Origin of the sequence: Cryobacterium sp. TMN-39-2 (genome assembly GCF_004402745.1) — a bacterium.
GTDB classification, from domain to species: domain Bacteria; phylum Actinomycetota; class Actinomycetes; order Actinomycetales; family Microbacteriaceae; genus Cryobacterium; species Cryobacterium zongtaii.
Genome location: NZ_SOFX01000044.1, coordinates 1 through 17,645, shown reverse-complemented (window position 1 = coordinate 17,645; position 17,645 = coordinate 1). Strand labels below are relative to the sequence as shown.

General features: G+C 66.7%; 15 protein-coding genes. 12 read left to right on the top strand and 3 right to left on the bottom strand.

Going from position 1 to position 17,645, the window contains the following annotated elements; translation table 11 throughout:
- Window positions 1–62: 62 nt before the first annotated feature.
- The 3 genes from E3O57_RS16530 to E3O57_RS16520 all read left to right on the top strand — a co-directional run bounded on the left by E3O57_RS16530 (window position 63) and on the right by E3O57_RS16520 (window position 4,150).
- Window positions 63–1,196 (top strand): carbohydrate ABC transporter permease, encoded by a 1,134-nt coding sequence (locus E3O57_RS16530; RefSeq protein WP_103460512.1) that lies wholly within the window; start codon window positions 63–65, stop codon window positions 1,194–1,196.
- Window positions 1,193–2,167: a carbohydrate ABC transporter permease gene (locus E3O57_RS16525; RefSeq protein ID WP_088455046.1), complete on the top strand. Its 975-nt coding sequence runs from the start codon at window positions 1,193–1,195 to the stop codon at window positions 2,165–2,167. Before E3O57_RS16530 ends, E3O57_RS16525 begins: the two co-directional genes overlap by 4 nt.
- Window positions 2,168–2,257: 90 nt before the next feature.
- Complete coding sequence (locus E3O57_RS16520; protein ID WP_103460511.1) at window positions 2,258–4,150, top strand: ABC transporter ATP-binding protein; 1,893 nt, start codon at window positions 2,258–2,260, stop codon at window positions 4,148–4,150.
- 37 nt (window positions 4,151–4,187) lie between these two features.
- Here E3O57_RS16520 and E3O57_RS16515 read toward each other — a convergent pair whose 3' ends face one another.
- Both E3O57_RS16515 and E3O57_RS16510 read right to left on the bottom strand, forming a co-directional pair.
- Window positions 4,188–4,847 carry a DUF305 domain-containing protein gene (locus E3O57_RS16515; protein ID WP_165787841.1) on the bottom strand — a complete coding sequence of 220 codons (660 nt, stop codon included), beginning with the start codon at window positions 4,845–4,847 and terminating at the stop codon, window positions 4,188–4,190.
- Window positions 4,828–5,514: a DUF3105 domain-containing protein gene (locus E3O57_RS16510; protein WP_103478461.1), complete on the bottom strand. Its 687-nt coding sequence runs from the start codon at window positions 5,512–5,514 to the stop codon at window positions 4,828–4,830. The genes E3O57_RS16515 and E3O57_RS16510 overlap by 20 nt, the downstream gene beginning before the upstream one ends.
- Window positions 5,515–5,787: 273 nt before the next feature.
- Here E3O57_RS16510 and E3O57_RS16505 point away from each other — a divergent pair, with 273 nt between their 5' ends.
- From E3O57_RS16505 to E3O57_RS16495, 3 genes are all read left to right on the top strand, one after another.
- Window positions 5,788–7,152: a cystathionine beta-synthase gene (locus tag E3O57_RS16505; protein WP_103460508.1), complete on the top strand. Its 1,365-nt coding sequence runs from the start codon at window positions 5,788–5,790 to the stop codon at window positions 7,150–7,152.
- Window positions 7,153–7,165: 13 nt separating this feature from the next.
- Complete coding sequence (locus E3O57_RS16500; RefSeq protein ID WP_103478460.1) at window positions 7,166–8,326, top strand: cystathionine gamma-synthase; 1,161 nt, start codon at window positions 7,166–7,168, stop codon at window positions 8,324–8,326.
- 181 nt (window positions 8,327–8,507) lie between these two features.
- A complete protein-coding gene (locus E3O57_RS16495) occupies window positions 8,508–9,182 on the top strand; it encodes a cyclase family protein (RefSeq protein WP_241990471.1) in 675 nt (224 codons plus the stop codon).
- A 77-nt stretch (window positions 9,183–9,259) separates the two neighbouring features.
- Here E3O57_RS16495 and E3O57_RS16490 read toward each other — a convergent pair whose 3' ends face one another.
- Complete coding sequence (locus tag E3O57_RS16490; protein WP_103478458.1) at window positions 9,260–11,290, bottom strand: beta-galactosidase; 2,031 nt, start codon at window positions 11,288–11,290, stop codon at window positions 9,260–9,262.
- A 193-nt stretch (window positions 11,291–11,483) separates the two neighbouring features.
- Between E3O57_RS16490 and E3O57_RS16485 the strand changes: the two genes are divergently transcribed.
- The 6 genes from E3O57_RS16485 to E3O57_RS16460 all read left to right on the top strand — a co-directional run.
- Entirely contained in the window at window positions 11,484–12,785 is a 1,302-nt protein-coding gene (locus E3O57_RS16485) for an ABC transporter substrate-binding protein (RefSeq protein ID WP_103460504.1), read from the top strand.
- A gap of 224 nt (window positions 12,786–13,009) precedes the next feature.
- Window positions 13,010–13,879: a carbohydrate ABC transporter permease gene (locus tag E3O57_RS16480; protein ID WP_088457822.1), complete on the top strand. Its 870-nt coding sequence runs from the start codon at window positions 13,010–13,012 to the stop codon at window positions 13,877–13,879.
- Window positions 13,880–13,882: 3 nt separating this feature from the next.
- The gene (locus E3O57_RS16475; RefSeq protein ID WP_088455055.1) at window positions 13,883–14,788 is read left to right on the top strand and encodes a carbohydrate ABC transporter permease; all 906 of its coding nucleotides are present in this window, start codon (window positions 13,883–13,885) and stop codon (window positions 14,786–14,788) included.
- 19 nt (window positions 14,789–14,807) lie between these two features.
- On the top strand, window positions 14,808–15,824 hold the full coding sequence (locus tag E3O57_RS16470) for a LacI family DNA-binding transcriptional regulator (RefSeq protein ID WP_103460503.1): 1,017 nt from the start codon (window positions 14,808–14,810) through the stop codon (window positions 15,822–15,824).
- Between the two features lie 161 nt (window positions 15,825–15,985).
- Entirely contained in the window at window positions 15,986–17,005 is a 1,020-nt protein-coding gene (locus E3O57_RS16465) for a LacI family DNA-binding transcriptional regulator (RefSeq protein ID WP_103460502.1), read from the top strand.
- Window positions 17,006–17,294: 289 nt separating this feature from the next.
- The coding region (locus tag E3O57_RS16460; protein WP_174776356.1) for a class II aldolase/adducin family protein at window positions 17,295–17,645 on the top strand (351 nt) is incomplete at its 3' end.

Genomic DNA, 17,645 nt, shown 5'->3' with positions numbered 1-17,645 from the left:
GGTTGTATTCCGCCCCACCAGCAAAACACTGTGAGTCCGCAGTCGTACTCGAGAGGTTTCACATGTCGGCATTCCTTGCCTGGCTGGCTGACTTGCCGCCCCTGGTTCAAGTCCCCATCATCATTCTCGCGTTCGTGGCCCTGGTGGCCGCGATCCTGTTCTTCGTCGAAATAGCCCCGCGAACGGGCACCGTTTACACCGTCATCCGTCTCGCCGTCTGCATCGCCGCACCCCTGCTGATCCTGGTCGCTGCCGGATCGTACTGGTGGGCCATCGCCGCGGCCGCCGTCCTCGGTGGGGTCTTCTTCATCGTCGACTACCGCTCGCGCTCCGGCGCCGGCTACCTCTTCCAACTCTTCGGCTTTCTCGCGCCGGCCATCCTGCTCCTGATCGTCGGCCTCGTCATTCCGACCATCCAGACCACGGTGCAGGCGTTCATGAACTCGCGGGGAACCGAGTTCATCGGCTTCGACAACTTCATCTGGGTGTTCACGCAGCCCGAGGCCATCCGCACCGTACTCAACACGATCGTCTGGGTGCTCATCACCCCGCTCGTATCGACGATCGCCGGCCTGGCCTACGCGGTCTTCATCGACAAGAGCCGCGGTGAGAAGTACTTCAAGATCATGGTCTTCATGCCTATGGCCATCTCCTTCGTCGGGGCGTCCATCATCTGGCGCTTCATCTACACGGCGCGTCCGGCCGACCAGAATCAGATCGGCCTGCTCAACCAGATCGTGGTGTGGCTCGGCGGCAACCCCGTCGACTTCCTCGCCGTCGCACCCTGGAACACGGTCTTCCTGATCGTCGTGCTGATCTGGGTACAAACCGGATTCGCCATGGTGGTGCTCTCCGCGGCCATCAAGGGTGTGCCGGCCGAGCAGCTGGAGGCCGCTGAACTCGACGGCACCAACGCGTGGCAGAAGTTCACCAACGTCACGGTTCCCGGCATCCGCAGCGCCCTCATCGTTGTCCTGACGACGATCTCCATCGCCTCCCTCAAGGTCTTCGACATCGTCCGGACCATGACGGCAGGCTCCAACGACACGAGCGTCATCGCGAACGAGATGTACACGCAGTTCAAGAACTTCGAGCAGGGCCGGTCCGCCGCCTTCGCCGTGATCCTGTTCCTGCTCGTCCTTCCGATCGTCGTCTACAACGCCCGCCAGATTCAGAAGCAGAGGGAAATCCGATGAGCGCGATTCTTCCGGTGGAGCTCCCCGTCGACAAGAACACCAAAAACCAGCTCCGCCGCGGCGAACGCCGCGGGGAGTTCACCGCGGCCAAGCGCACCAAGAAGCGGTTGACCAGCCGGGGCGCCACGATCGCGGCACTCGTGATCGCCGTGCTCTGGACGGTGCCCACCTTCGGTCTCTTCGTCTCCTCGTTCCGCCCGGCCCAGGAGGTGCGCACCACCGGATGGTGGACGCTCTTCTCGAACTGGGGCCTCACCCTGGACAACTACAGCGAGGTGCTCCAGGCCGGTAACAGCCAGCTGAATCTGGCCGGCGCGTTCATCAACTCGATCGCGATCACCCTGCCGGCCACGCTTCTGCCCCTGATCATCGCCAGCCTCGCGGCCTACGCGTTCGCGTGGATCAACTTCCGTGGCAAGAACGTGCTGTTCATCGCGGTTTTCGCGCTGCAGATCGTTCCGCTGCAGATGGCCCTGGTGCCGCTTCTGCAGTTCTTCTCACGGGGTGAGATCTTCGGCTTCCCGGTGGTCTCCTCGATCAGTGACGCCGGCGGCTATTCGCAGGTGTGGATCGCACACACGATGTTCGCTCTGCCGCTGGCCATCTATCTGCTGCACAACTTCGTGTCTGAGATCCCCGCCGACGTCATCGAGGCGGCGCGGGTCGACGGCGCCGGTCACGGGCAGATCTTCTTCCGGATCGTGCTGCCGCTGACCATGCCCGCGATCGCGTCCTTCGCCATCTTCCAGTTCCTCTGGGTCTGGAACGACTTGCTCGTGGCGCTGATCTTCGCGGATGGCGCGGTGGCACCGATGACCAAGCTGCTGGCCGAGATCACCGGTAGCCGGGGCCAGGACTGGCACCTGCTCACAGCGGGCGCGTTCATCTCGATCCTGGTTCCGCTGATCGTCTTCTTCAGCCTGCAGCGCTACTTCGTGCGCGGCCTGTTGGCCGGTTCCACGAAGGGCTAGCTTCCCCACCTGGCCGGGCCGGCACTGGACTCGGCTGCGACGGACCGGTCCCGGATTTCCGGGGCCGGTCCGCTGTCTTAGAGTGAGACCATGAGCGGATCGCACGGCACGGGCGGACGTCCCCCTGAAGAGTTTCGTGGCCGCCGCAACCGCGTCAGCGGTGACGACCCGGCCGCCCAGAAGGCGCAGAACGCCGAAGCGCCCGAGATTCCCAACCTGTTCGGCCGCATCAGGGCCCTGTTCGCCCCGCACGCCCGGAAGCTCACCGTCACCGTCATCCTGGTGCTAATCTCTGCGGCACTGTCGGTGCTTCCGCCGCTGCTGATCCAGCGCGCGTTCGACGAGGGTCTGTTCCCGCCCTCCGGCGGCCCGGACCTGCAGCGGCTGACCGTGCTGGTGGCGCTGATGATCGCGGCCTATCTCACCACCGCGCTGCTGGGTGTCTGGCAGACCTGGCTCACCGCAACCGTGGGCAACTCGGTGATGGGTGAACTGCGGGTGCGGCTGTTCACCCACCTGCAGGCGATGGAGCTGAGCTTCTTCACCCGCACCAAGACCGGCGTGATCCAGTCCAGGCTGCAGAACGATGTCGGCGGGGTGGCGAGCGTGCTCACCAACACCGTCTCCAGTGTGCTCGGCAACGCCGTCACGGTGATCGCCGCGTTCGTGGCAATGCTGCTGCTCAACTGGCAGCTGACGATCGTGGCCGTGATCCTGATGCCGATCCTGGTCTTCGCACAGCGCCGGGTGGGCCGGGTCCGGGCCCGCATCGCGGGCAAGACCCAGGAGTCCCTCTCCGACATGACCGCGATCACCCAGGAGACCCTGAGCGTGTCCGGCATCCTGCTGTCCAAGAGCTTCACCCGGCAAAAGGCCGAGATCGCCCGGTACGCGCACGAGAACGACAACCAGGTGCACCTGCAGGTCAGCCAGCAGATGAGCGGCCAGTGGTTCTTCGCCATGGTCAGCATCTTCTTGTCCAGCATCCCGGCCATCGTCTACCTGGTCGCCGGCCTCCTCCTCACGAACGGCGCCACCGACATCACCGCGGGCACCGTCGTGGCCTTCACCACGGTGCAGGCGCGGCTGCTCTTCCCTTTGCTGGGGCTGATGCGGGTGGCCCTGGACCTGCAGACCTCCAGCGCACTCTTCGCGCGCATCTTCCAATACCTCGACCTCACCCCCGCCATCAGCGACGCTCCCGGAGCCCGCCCGGTGCCCGCAGTCACCGGCCGGGTGCAGTTCGACACCGTCACCTTCGCCTACCCGGATGCCGACGCCGACGCCCGGCCGACCCTCGACGCGGTCTCGTTCACGATCGAACCCGGCGCGTTCGCCGCCTTCGTCGGGCCCAGCGGCGCGGGCAAGACCACGGTGTCGTACCTGATCCCGCGCTTCTACGAGGCGACGGGCGGCCGGGTGCTGTTCTCCGGGGTCGACGTGCGTGACCTCGAGCAGGAGTCGCTGGTCTCCCACATCGGCATCGTCAGCCAGGAAACCTACCTCTTCCACGCGACCATCGCCGAGAACCTCCGGTACGCCAAACCCGAGGCCACGGATGCCGAGCTCGAGATCGCCGCGCGGGCCGCGAACATCCACAACACCATCGCGTCTTTCCCGGACGGCTATGACACCGTGGTCGGCGAGCGGGGCTACCGGCTCTCCGGCGGCGAGAAGCAGCGGGTGGCCATCGCCCGGGTGCTGCTGAAGGACCCTGAGGTGCTGATCCTCGACGAGGCGACCAGCGCCCTGGACGCGATCTCCGAGCGGGTGGTGCAGGCCGCCCTCGATACCGCTTCCCGCGGGCGCACGACCATCGCCATCGCCCACCGCTTGTCGACGATTGTGACCGCCGATGTGATCTTCGTCATCGACCACGGTCGCGTCGTCGAGGCCGGCACCCACCAGGAGTTGCTTGCCGAGGGCGGCACCTACGCATCCCTCTACGCAGAGCAGACCCCCGTGCAGGCTCGCGAACTGTGAGATAAGCCCCGAAAACCTCGAGTTTCTGGTGCTGAGGTCACGGCTCGCGGTCGGCGAGCATGGACTCCATGAGGGTGATCTCGGCCTCCTGGGAGATGATCACCGAGTTCGCAAAACCGAGCACCGAGGTGTTGTTGGCACGATCTTGCACCGACTCGGCCATTTCGACGGCGCCCAAGTGGTGGGCGATCATCAGGGTGAGAAATCGGCGCTCGGCGTCGACTCCCGTCGATGCGGTGAGGTCGGCGATCTCCTCGTCGGTGGCGAGCCCGGGCATCGGGGCGCCCGGGATGTGGGTTCCCTCGGGGTGCGCGTGAGAGGTGTCCGAACGGCCGGGCCGGGTCATCCAGGTCATCGAGGGTTCGGGGCCGGCCTGGGACAGGTCCCACTCGGTGAGCCAGCCGTAGAGCTGGCCGGCCTGCTGCGCCTGGGTAGTGGCGATGTCGTAGCCGAGCAGGCGCACATCCGCCGCCTCGGTGCGGTCGCGGATGATCATGGCCAGTTCGACCCCCTGCAGGTGGTGCACCTGCATGTCGCGCGCAAAACCGGCCTCGGCGCTGGTCGATGTGGGCGTGGGATTGTCGATGGTGCTCAGCCGGCCGACGGAGAAGCCGACCAGGCCGATCGCGACGGCCGCAATCGCGGCCGTGACGACCAGCGCGGCACGCCGGGCCGAGCTACGCCTTTCCGGGGGCATCGTAGGCGCCGGTGCAGAGCGCGCCGGGTTCGGGAACGTTGTTGCTCTTCCAGTGCTCTTCGAAGAACGCGGCGATGCGCTCATCGTCGGCCGAGTCGACCTGCAGTTGCACGTTCCAGCCGCTCACCACGATGGGGGCGGGCAGGCCGTCGAACGGCGAGAGGATCACGTAGGTAGACGGGAGCGTCTGCTTGAGCGTGGCCAGCTCGTCATCGGAGATGGCGGGGTCGTAGGTCACCCAGAGGGCACCGTGCTCGAGGGAGTGCACGGCGTTCTCGTTCGGCACTGGTTCGGTGTAGACGCCGCAGTTCAGCCAAGTTGGATTGTGGTCGCCGCCGGCGGGCGGGGTCTGCGGGTACGAGACGGGGGTCTCCACGTGCAACGAGGCGTTCTCGAACGTTTCCACACCGTCGATGTCGGCACCGTCGCCACCGGCGGAGTAGCTCGCGCTCTGCGGGGTGAGCACGATCGAGGTGATCAGCAGGCCGATGACCGCGACGGCCACGGTGATCCCGCTGATCAGGCCGATGCGCCGGTTGCGGGCGCTGCGTTTTTGATCGCGGTGGTACTGCTCGAGCTTCTGGGCGCGCTGCGCCGCCCGTTGCTGCTTGACGCCGGGCTTGGGCGACGAAGATCCGGATGTGCCGGTGGGCGGGGCAGGGGTCACGAGGGGCCTCTTTCGTTTGCTGTGCACTTATTCGAACGCATGCACCGGTGCGTGGGCTTCCTCGGTTTGTGATCTCACAGATGCTTCACAGGCTGGCCGCGCCTCCCGGGCGGCGACTAGAGTGAAGGAGTGATCACCCTGACGTCGTGTCCCTGTTGCTGCTTTCGCTAGCCGACCCGCACACTCACACTCTCGGTACCAGGACCGCCCACCCAGGCCAGCGGCCACGCCTGCATCGTCCCGCGACACGTCGATCGACGTAAGGATCCCATCATGAAAATCGCTGACACCATTCTCGACCTCATCGGCAACACGCCGCTGGTCAAGCTGCACAAGGTCACGGAGGGCGTGTCCGCCACCGTGCTGGTCAAGCTCGAATACCTCAACCCCGGCGGGTCCGCGAAGGACCGCATCGCGACCCGCATCATCGACGCCGCCGAGCGTGACGGGCAACTGCTGCCGGGCGGCACCATCGTCGAGCCGACCTCCGGTAACACCGGCGTCGGCCTGGCCCTGGTGGCCCAGCAACGCGGCTACAAGTGCGTATTCGTGCTGCCGGACAAGGTGGGCGAGGACAAGCGCAATGTTCTCACCGCCTACGGCGCCGAGATCGTCGTGACACCGACATCCGTCGCCCCCGACGACCCCGAGTCGTACTACAGCGTGTCGGACCGCCTCGCCCGCGAGATCCCCGGCGCCTTCAAGCCCAACCAATACGCCAACCCGAACGGCCCGCTCAGCCACTACGAGTCCACCGGCCCGGAGATCTGGCGCGACACCGACGGAACGGTCACCCACTTCGTCGCCGGCGTCGGCACCGGCGGCACCATCACCGGAACCGGCCGCTACCTGCGGGAGGTGTCGAACGACGCCGTGCGCATCATAGGCGCCGACCCCGAGGGGTCGGTCTACTCCGGCGGCACCGGTCGGCCCTACCTCGTCGAGGGCGTCGGCGAGGACTTCTGGCCTGGCGCGTACGACCCGGCCGTTCCGCACGAGATCATCGCGGTCTCCGACGCCGACTCCTTCGCCATGACCCGCCGTCTCGCCCTCGAAGAGGGCATCCTGGTCGGCGGCTCCAGCGGCATGGCGGTCGTCGCGGCGCTGCGGGCCGCGAAGGACCTGCCCGCCGACGCCGTCGTGGTCGTGCTGCTGCCGGACGGCGGCCGCGGCTACCTGGGCAAGATCTTCAACGACGGCTGGATGCGGAGTTACGGCTTCTCGAATGCGCCCGCCGGCCACACCGTCGCCGACCTGCTGCACTCCAAGACCGGCACCCTTCCGGCGTTCGTCTATGTGCACCCGAACGACACCGTGCGCGACGCCATCGAGACCATGACCTCGGCGAGCGTGTCACAGCTGCTCGTACTGACGGCCAAGCCGCCCGTCGTGATGGGCGAGGTTGTGGGTGCGCTCGACGAGCGCAGCCTGATGGGCCGGGTGTTCTCCGGCGAAGCCCAGCTCACCGACAAGGTCGGCTCGATCGTGGGCGACGCCCTGCCACTGATCGGCGTGAACGAGCCCGTCGGTTCGGCGCGCGCCGCGTTCGCCGAACACGATGCGCTGCTCGTCACCGACGGCGGCAAGCCGCTCGGCGTGATCACCCGGCACGACCTCCTCACCTACCTCAGCGTCTGAAAGCGATAACACCATGAGCCAGTCCGAGAACCAGAAGTTCAACACCATCGCCATCCACGCCGGTCAGGAATTCGACCCGACCACGGGCGCCGTCATCCCGCCGATCTACCAGACCTCCACCTACGTGCAGGACGGCATCGGGGGACTGCGCGGCGGCTACGAGTACAGCCGCGGCGGCAACCCCACCCGCACGTCACTGGAAACCATGCTCGCCGCACTCGAAGGCGGCCGGCACGGGCTGTCGTTCGCCAGCGGCCTCGCCGCCGAGGACAGCCTGCTGCGCTCGGTCCTCGTTCCGGGTGATCACGTGGTGCTCGGCAACGACGTCTACGGCGGCACGCACCGGCTGATCAACCGAGTGCACGGCGCCTGGGGTGTGCGCAACACGACGGTGGAGATGAGCGACCTGGCCGCTGTCGAGGCCGCGATCCTCCCCGGCGAAACGAAGATCCTCTGGGTGGAGACGCCGAGCAACCCGCTGATGAAGATCAGCGACATCGCCGGCCTCGTCGAGATCGGCCACCGGCACGGCGTGCTCGTGGTCGTGGACAACACCTTCGCGTCCCCCGCCCTGCAGCAGCCCCTCGCCCTCGGCGCCGACGTCGTCGTGCACTCCACCACCAAGTACCTCGGCGGACACTCCGACGTCATCGGCGGCGGCCTGGTCATCAACGATGACGAGCTCGCCGAGAAGGTCAAGTTCATCCAGTTCGCGGCCGGCCCGGTGTCCGCGCCGCTGGACGCCTGGCTCACCGTGCGCGGCATCAAGACCCTCGCGGTGCGGATGGACCGGCACAGCAGCAACGCACTCACCATCGCCCGGTACCTCCAGACCCACCCCGCCATCGAGAAGGTCTACTACCCGGGCCTGGAAAGCCACCCCGGCCACGAGCTGGCCAAGGCCCAGATGAGTGCCTTCGGCGGCATGCTCTCCCTGGCGTTCCGCGGCGGCGAAACCGCGGCCCGGCGGTTCGCCGAGTCGATGCACCTGTTCCAGCTGGCCGAATCGCTCGGCGGCGTCGAATCGCTGGTGAACTACCCGTCCGAGATGACCCACGCCTCGGTGCGCGGCACCGAGCTCGAAGTGGCCACCAACATCGTGCGCCTGTCGGTGGGCATCGAAGACATCGACGACCTGCTGGCCGACCTCGCTCAGGCCCTGCCCAGCGCCTGAGGCCGGCGCCGGGTGGTGCTGTGGCAGCACGCGGTCACTCCGGGGTGGCGGGAAGTCGATGAACCATGTCAGTTCTGCCATTGGCGGGGCCGCGCGGATCGGGCACACTGGACCCAAGGGAGCGGTTTTGCTCCCAACCAGGTCTTTTTCCCCTCCCCGTGACCGATCAGAGAGAACTCCTATGCCGGCTTCCGCCTCCAGCTTCGTCGACCTCAGCCACGAGATCAGCGCGGGGCTGGTGACCTACCCCGGACTGCCGGCGCCGGTGATCACACCGCACCTCACCAGGGCGGATTCGCGCAGCCGTTACGCGGAGGGCACCGAGTTCGCCATGGACACCATCACGATGATCGGCAACACCGGAACGTACCTCGACAGCCCGTTCCACCGGTACGAGGGCGGGGTCGACCTGGCCGGGCTGCCGCTCGAGGCTCTCGCCGACCTGCCCGCACACGTGTTCCGCTGCGAGCAGGCGTCGGAGCGAGGGATCCCGGCGGCTGTCTTCGACGGCCTGAACCTGGGTGGAACCGCCGTTCTGCTGCACACGGGGTGGGACCGCCACTTTGGCACGGCAGCTTACGCGAGAAGTGCGCCGTTCCTCACCGGGGACGGCGCCGCGGCGTTGGTGGCCGCCGGCGTGACCCTGGTGGGAATCGATTCCCTCAACATCGACGACACCGAGTCCGGCGGGGAGCGGCCGGCGCACTCACTTCTGCTGGCCGCGGGGATCCCCGTGGTCGAGCACCTCACCGGGCTCGGCGGGCTCCCCGACCGGGGAGCCCGATTCACCGCCGTGCCACCGCGGGTGCGGGACTTCGGCACCTTCCCGGTGCGGGCGTTCGCCCGGCTGCCCTGACCCTGCGACTGTTCCCCGTGCGGACACGTGCGCCCGGTGCGCCGGGAACAGTTGTCCGCACGGGGAACAGTTAGCCGCTATCGGACGCTGTGCACCACGCGGGTGAATCCGGCCGGCACCAGGACGGTGCCGTCGACCGTGGCCTGGGTGAGCAACTCGGTTCCGGTGGCCGGCCAGGACTGGTCGGCATCCGTGTGGTTGATCACGAACAGGAACTCGTCGGTGTCGGTGGACCGGATGATGGTCTCGACGCCGTCGATGCCGCGGGCCGCCTCGATGCCGGCGGTGTTGAGGACGTCCAGCAGCAGGGAGTCCAGGTCGGTTCCGGTCAGCTTGGTCGAGATGTACCAGGCCGACCCCGCACCGAACGCGTTGCGGGTGAGGGCCGGTCCGCCGGCGGCCGGGCCGTCCACGTACCGGGCCAGCACCTCAGCGGTGGAGACCTCGATGTCGTCGGTCCAGGCGGTTCCGGTGCGGGAATCGCTGAGGGTGACGGTCTCGTTCTCGTGCAGGGGCAGGAACTCCGGGATGGTCAGGCCGAGCACCTCCCGGAGCGCGCCGGGCGCGGCTCCAGGGTAGACGGTGTCGTTCTCGTCGACGATGCCGGAGAAGTAGGAGACGACCAGGTGGCCGCCGTCCCGCACGTAGCCGGTGAGGTTCTCCGAGGCCGCCGGACCGGCGAGGTAGAGGCTGGGCGCGATAACGAGGTCGTAGCCGGTGAGGTCGTCGCGCGGATGCGCGAAGTCCACCGACACGTTGCGGTTCCACAGCGCCGTGTAGAAGGCCTCGAGGCGTTCGCGGTGGCCCAGTTCGGCGCTCGGGCGCCATTCGAAGTCCTGTGCCCAGAACGACTCGGTGTCCCAGAGCAGCGCGACGCGAGCCTGCACGCGGGAGCCGCGCACGGCCTCGAGGGACCCGAGGGTTTCGCCCAGGGCGACGACCTCGCGCCAGACCCGGGTCTCGGCTCCGGCGTGCGGCAGCATCGCGGAGTGGAACTTCTCAACGCCGAACCTGGAGGCCCGGAACTGGAAGAACAGGATGCCGTCGGCGCCGCGGGCCAGGTGGGAGAGTGAGTTGCGGGCCATCTCGCCGGCACGCTTGGCGATGTTGCGGGGCTGCCAGTTGACGGCGCCGGTGGAGTGCTCCATCAGGATCCACGGGGCGCCGCCGGCCAGCGACCGGGACAGGTCGGCATCCATGGCCAGCAACACATGGTTGTCGGCGCGTTCGGCCACCAGGTAGTGGTCGTTGGCGACGATGTCCACCTCCCTGGCCCACTTCCAGTAGTCGGGGGAGAGGCAATTGGTGGCCATGAAGTTGGTGGTCACGGGGATGTCCGGGGTGAACCGGCGGATGACATCGCGCTCGTTGATGTAGCACTCGAGCAACGCGTCGGAGGTGAACCGGTGGAAGTCCAGGCGCTGCGCCTGGTTGCTCACCGAGGCCGACTGGCGGGGCGCGTCGATCTCGTCCCACTCGCCGTACACCTGTCCCCAGAAGGTGGTGCCCCACTTCTCATTGAGGGTGTCAAGGGTGCCGTAACGCTTCTGCAGCCAGACCCTGAAGGCGGCGACGGAGTGGTCGTCGTAGGAGTCGCTGATGGGCGCACCGTACTCGTTGTGCACGTGCCAGAGCACAAGGGCGGGGTGGTTCGCATACCGGCGGGCGAGCTGCTCGGTGATGGCCGCGGCGGCCCGGCGGTAGTCGGGGCTCGACGGGCTGACCATGCCGCGGGAACCGTTGCCCAGGGTGATGCCGTCCCGGGTGACCGGCCGGGAGTCCGGGTATTTCTTCCAGAACCAGGCCGGCGGGGCCGCGGTGGGCGTGGCGAGGTCGATGTCGATGCCGGCCTCGTGCAGCAGGCCGAAGATGTCGTCGAGCTTGCTGAAGTCGTATTCGCCCTCGCGTGGCTCCAGGATGCCCCAGGCGAAGATCGCGATGCTGACCAGGTTGATCCCGGCCTGCTTCATCAGCTTGATGTCTTCCAGCCAGGTCTCGCGGGGCCACTGCTCCGGGTTGTAGTCGCCACCGTAACGAAGCCCGGTCGTGCCCTTCAACCACCGGTCTGTCGCGGGCGCTCTGGCGGGGAATGGGGTGTGGATCGACATTGGTCTAAGGCTCCTTCAACTGTGTGCGCTCCCAGTTCTAGCACAGCGGATTGGCATAATCCAGATCAAGACCGCATGTTGACACGGCTAGAAATGTGTGAATTACTAGTACCGCTCCCAGTCAAGCCCGAGTTTTCTCGATACGACAGCTGGGCGCCACCACACAGCACCCAGCTTTCATCAAGGAGGACGAATGCGCACGTCAATTCGGGTAGGGGCAGTGGCCATGGCCACGGCCGCCGCACTGCTCATGTCAGGTTGTTCGGCAAACACGGGCGGGGGTGACGACGGCCCGGTCGAACTGAACTACTGGGCCTGGGCCCCGAACCTCGAAGAGGTCGTTGACATCTGGAACGCGGAGAACCCCGACATCCAGGTCACCGTGCAGAAGCAGGACGGCGGCGACCCCGCCATCACCAAACTGCTCACGGCCATCAAGGCCGGCAGCGGTGCACCCGACCTGATCCAGGCCGAGTACCAGAAGATCCCCACCCTGGTCTCCTCCGACGCTCTCGCCGACCTGTCCGAATACGGCGCCGGCGACGTCCAGGATGCCTTTGCCGACGGCGTCTGGGACTCCGTCACGCTCGGATCCGACGCGATCTACGCGATCCCCCAGGACAGCGGACCGATGATGTTCTTCTACCGGGCCGACATCCTCGAGCAGCTCGGCCTGGCCGTGCCCACCACCTGGGACGAATACGCCGACGTCGCCCGCGCCGTGCACGCCGCTGACCCGGCCAAGTACCTGGGCACCTTCTCGTCCAATGACGCCGGCTGGTTCACGGGCATGGCCCAGCAGGCCGGTGCCTCCTGGTGGGGCATCGACGGTGAGGCCTGGAGCGTCGACATCGCCGAAACCCCCACCGAGACCGTTGCCGGTTACTGGGGCGGCCTCGTCGAAGAGGGCGTCATCGACAACAAGCCCATGTACACGCCCGAGTGGAACGCCGGCCTGAACAACGGCGAACAGGTGGGCTGGCTGAGCGCCGTCTGGGCACCCGGCGTGCTCGGCGGCAACGCTGCAGACACCGCCGGCCTCTGGAAGGCCGCGCCGATGCCGCAGTGGGATGTCGACGCGCCCGCGACGGGCAACTGGGGCGGATCGTCAACGGCCGTCACCACGCAGTCCGACCACCCGGAGGAGGCCGCCAAGTTCGCCACCTGGCTGAACACCGACGCCGAAGCCGTCCAGGCCCTGGTCACCACGGCCGGGATCTACCCCGCCGACGCCGAACAGGCCAAGGCCGCGCTGACCTCCCCGCCGGAGTTCTTCAGCAACCAGCCGGACTTCTACGAGGTCGCCGCGGAGGTGGCCGACACCGTGAGCCCGTTCACCTACGGACCGAACGTGAACGTGGCCTACAGCGCCTATAACGACGAGTTCGCGAAGGCGGCCGACGCCAAAACCCAGAGCGCCTTCCTCGATGCCGTCACTGCCATGCAGAAGATCACCACCGACGACATGAAGAAGAGCGGCTTCACGGTCGAATAGACGCGGTCGAATAGACGCGGTCGGGTACCGTCGCGTCTCGCCCCGGAGAGTCCGCCGGCCCACCGGCCGGCGGACTCCCTCCACCATCCATCACCACCCCAGATCGTGTCGATTGAGGACAACCCGTGACAGTGACAGAGGCCCCCGTGGCCACCCGGAGCAGCACCCCGACGGTTCGCCGGGGACGCGGCACCTTTCGTTCGAGGGTGCTCGTGCCCTACGCCATGCTGGCGCCCGGCATCATCCTGTTCGTGGCCTTCATGGCCGCGCCCATCGTCTACACGCTCTTCCTGAGCTTCCAGAAGACCAAGGTGTCCGGCCTCGGTCTCGGCTCCGGCGCTCGCAGCACGGTCTTCGCCGGCATCGACAACTACGTCACGACCCTCACGAACACCGAATTCGGCGCCAGCGTCGGACGAGTGCTGGTCTACGGCTTCATCCTGATCCCACTGATGCTGGGCCTCGCGCTGCTCTTCGCCCTGCTGCTGGATTCCCGCCGCACCCGCGCCGCCGGCTTCTCCCGCACCGCCATCTTCCTGCCGTACGCCGTTCCGGCCGTGATCAGCTCCCTGCTCTGGGGCTTCCTCTACCTCCCCGCCGTGAGCCCGTTCTACTTCGTCTTCGACAAGCTCGGCTGGGACGTGCCCTCGCTGCTCTCCTCCGGCGGGGTCACCTTCGCGATCGCCAACATCGCCCTCTGGGGCGGCGTGGGATTCAACATGATCGTGATGTATACCTCCCTCAAGTCGGTACCGTCCGACATCTACGAAGCCGCCAAACTGGACGGAGCCAGCGAGATCCAGATCGCGCTGCGAATCAAGGTCCCCATCATCGCCCCGGCGATCGTGATGACCGCGCTGTTCTCGATGGTCGCCACCCTGCAGGTGTTCGCCGAGCCCACCACGCTCCGCCCGCTCACCAACTCGCTGTCCACCAGTTGGTCGCCGCTGATGCTGGTCTACCGGGATGCGTTCACCCGCGACGACATCTACTCCGCCGCCGCCACCTCGATAGTCATCGCCCTGGTGACCTTCGCCTTCTCATTCCTGTTCCTGCGCGTCGTGCAGAAACGCGCCTTCGGCCAGGAGGACTGACCCATGACAACCACACTCACGCCCACCCGGCCCGACCGCGCCCAGCGTAAGGCCGAGCGGGCCTCGGCTCGCACCTTCCGACAGAAGGCCAGCCCGGTATCCACCGGCATCCTCATCATCGGTGCGATCTACTGCCTGTTCCCGGTCTTCTGGGTCCTGATGGCGTCGAGCAAGGACAGCTCCGAACTGTTCTCCACCTTCACGCTAATGCCGAGCACCCACCTGTGGGACAACATCGTGCAGCTCAGCCAGTACCGCGACGGCCTGTTCTGGCGCTGGGTGCTCAACACCGCGATCTACGCGGGCGTCGGCGCCCTGGCCTCCACCTGGATCTCGGCGATCTCCGGCTATGTGCTGGCCAAGTTCGAATTCCCCGGCAAGAAGGTCGTCTTCTCGATCCTTCTGATGGGAGTGCTGGTTCCCGGCGTCATCCTGGCCATCCCGCAGTACTTCCTGCTGGCCGAGGTGGGCCTGACCAACACCATGTGGTCGGTGCTGCTGCCCCAGATCATCAGCCCGTACGGCATCTACCTGGCCCGCATCTACGCCGCTGCCTCCGTGCCCACCGAGGTCATCGAGGCCTCCCGCACCGAGGGAGCCGGCGAGCTGTACATCTTCAACCGCATCGCCCTGCCGATGATGGGCCCGGGACTGGTGACGATCTTCCTGTTCCAGTTCGTGGCGGTCTGGAACAACTTCATGCTGCCCTACATCATGCTCGGCGACGACAAACTGTTCCCGGTGACCGTCGGCTTGAGCGGCCTGCTCAACCAGGGCGCATCCGCACCGTCGATGTACACCCTCGTGATCACCGGCGCGCTGCTGTCGATCATCCCCCTGATCATCCTGTTCCTCGTTCTGCAGCGCTACTGGAAGGTGGACCTCGCCGCCGGTGCGGTCAAGGCCTGACGGTCGCTAGGCTTCACTCGTGACCCCGCCACCCGCCAAGCGCCGGCCGACCATCGATGATGTGGCCGCCGCTGCCGGCGTGTCCAGGGGCACGGTGTCCAGGGTGCTCAACGGCGGCCACTGGGTGAGTCCGGATTCGCTGGCCTCGGTCAACAGCGCGATCAAGAAGACCGGTTACCGGGTCAACCCGCACGCCCGCAGCCTCGCCACCAGCCGGGCGAATTCGGTGGCGTTCCTGCTCACCGAATCACACGACCGCCTCTTCGAAGACCCGAACTTCGCGGTGCTGATGCGCGGTGCGTCGAAGGCGCTGTCCGAACACGACATCTCGCTGGTGCTGATCATGGCCGGTAACGAGGACGAACAGCGCCGGGCGACCGAGTTCATCACCGCCGGTCACGTCGACGGGGTGCTGCTCGTGTCCTCGCACAGCGGCCGGCGCGGCCTGATCTCCGAGATCATCGCCGCGAACGTGCCGGCGATCGCCTGCGGGGTGCCGCTGGGCTTTGAGAGGAAGATGGGTTACGTCGCCGCGGACGACTACGAGGGGGCCAGGGAAATGGTCCGCTATCTGCACGGGCTCGGCCGTTCCCGTATCGCGACCATCGCCGGACCGGAAGATACCTCTGGAGGCATGCGTCGGTTCGAGGGATATGCCGACGAACTCGGGGCGGCCTTCGACCAGAGCTTCGTGGCCCGCGGCGACTACAGCCGGGCCAGTGGGGCGCTGGCGATGACCGAGCTCCTGGAGAGCCAGCCCGACCTCGACGCCGTCTTCGCGGCGAATGACATGATGGCGGCCGGCGCCATCGACGTGTTGCTGGCGTCCGGCCGCCGGGTACCTGACGACGTCGCCGTCGGCGGCTTCGACGACGCCCCAGTGGCGACCATGACCATTCCGGGTCTGACCACGATGCACCAGCCGTTCGAGAGGATCAGCGAGGAAATGGTGCGTTTGCTGCTGCGAGTCATCGATGGTGAACGGCCCGCCGCCATCGTGCTGCCCACCGATCTGGTGGTGCGCGAGAGCGCCTGAGTCGAGTGCGCTTCCGCGACAAGGTGCCCTTGTGACTGTCACATGGCTCCATTGCTGGGGCATGTGACCGTCACATAGTGCACTTCGTCAAGGCGCGTCGCGTGCATAATTGGGGTGCGTCCACAATTGTGACCGTGCACATTCGAACGAGGCCTCCTCCCGTGCCAGCTGATCTGCCCAAGAGTCGCGCACCCAGCATCCGGGATGTCGCGCGCCTTGCCGGCGTGTCGCACCAGACGGTCTCCAGAGTGCTCAACAACCACCCGAGCATCCGTGATTCGACCAAGGCCCGCGTGCAGCAGGTCATGGAGGACCTGCAGTACCGCCCCAACCGGGCGGCCCGTGCCCTGTCCCGCGGCACGTCGCGCACCATCGGGGTACTCGCGGCGTCGAGTTCGCAATACGGACCGGCCAGCAGCATCGCCGCCATCCAGGATGCCGCCCGCGAAGCCGGCTACTACGTCAACACCGCCAATCTCACCTCCGTCGACCCGGACACCATCGAGGCCGCCCTTGACCACCTGATGCTGCAGTCCGTGGAGGGAATCGTCGTCATCGCCCCGCAGATGCGGGTCTTCGACGTCCTCGAACAGCTCTCCATCGCCGTGCCATACGTGACCTTGCAGTCCACCGGGAAGCTGAATGAACACGGCCTGTCTTTCGACCAGATCTCCGGTGCCCGGGCCGCGACACGGCACCTCATCGACCTGGGTCATCGCAATATCTACCATCTGGCCGGTCCGCAGGACTGGATCGAGGCCGAGGCCCGCATGCGCGGCTTCCTCGACGAGATGGGGGCGATGGATGTGCCGACCACGGCGCCCATCCTGGGCGACTGGACCGCCGACTTCGGCTACTACGCCGGCCGCGAGCTGTTGCGGGTGCGCGATTTCACCGCCATCTTCTCGTCGAACGACCAGATGGCGCTCGGCCTGATGCATGCCATCAGGGATGCCGGACTGAGCATCCCGGGCGACGTCAGCGTGGTCGGCTTCGATGATATTCCGGAAGCGGCACATTTCTGGCCGCCGCTCACGACGGTGCGGCAAGACTTCCCCGAACTCGGTCGACGCTGCATGGCGCTGCTGCTCGACGACATCAGCGCCGTCTCCCCAGAGCGCCGCGGCGCCATCATCCCCGAGCTCGTCGTGCGGGCGTCCACGGGCCCGCCGGCATTCTGACCGGCACCATCTGGCGCCAGGTCGGGCCCCTGATCAAGGCTGTTACCCAAAGGTGACAATCCGAACTTGACAGATGTTTCCCAGATGCGACTAACATGAGGTCAGCAATGTGACCGTTCACATTTGAAGTTTCACCCGTAGCACCTCAGACAAGGGAGTCGATTCTGTGAGCACGTCCACCGCGCAGCGCGCCGCACAGGCCGCAGCTGCAGACGAGTCTTACGCCTCCGGAATCGGCAACCCTGCAGCTGCCGCGGTGTCGGCATGAGCACCTTCGGCCCGCAGANAGATCGAGGTCGCGATCGCGCGTGTGCGGGCGGATATCGCTCGGCTGCACGGTGAGCTGACGGCCAATGGCTTGGTGGTGTGGACCGGCGGTAACGTGTCGGGTCGGGTGCCGGGCGCGGACTTGTTTGTGATCAAGCCGTCCGGGGTGGATTATGCGGATCTGGCGCCGGAGAACATGATTCTCTGTGATCTGGATGGCAGTGTCATTCCGGAGACTCCGGGTGCGGACCGGTCGCCGTCGTCGGACACGGCTGCGCACGCGTATGTGTACCGGAACATGCCCGAGGTCGGCGGGGTGGTGCACACGCATTCCACTTACGCGACGGCGTGGGCTGCGCGTGGTGAGGAGATC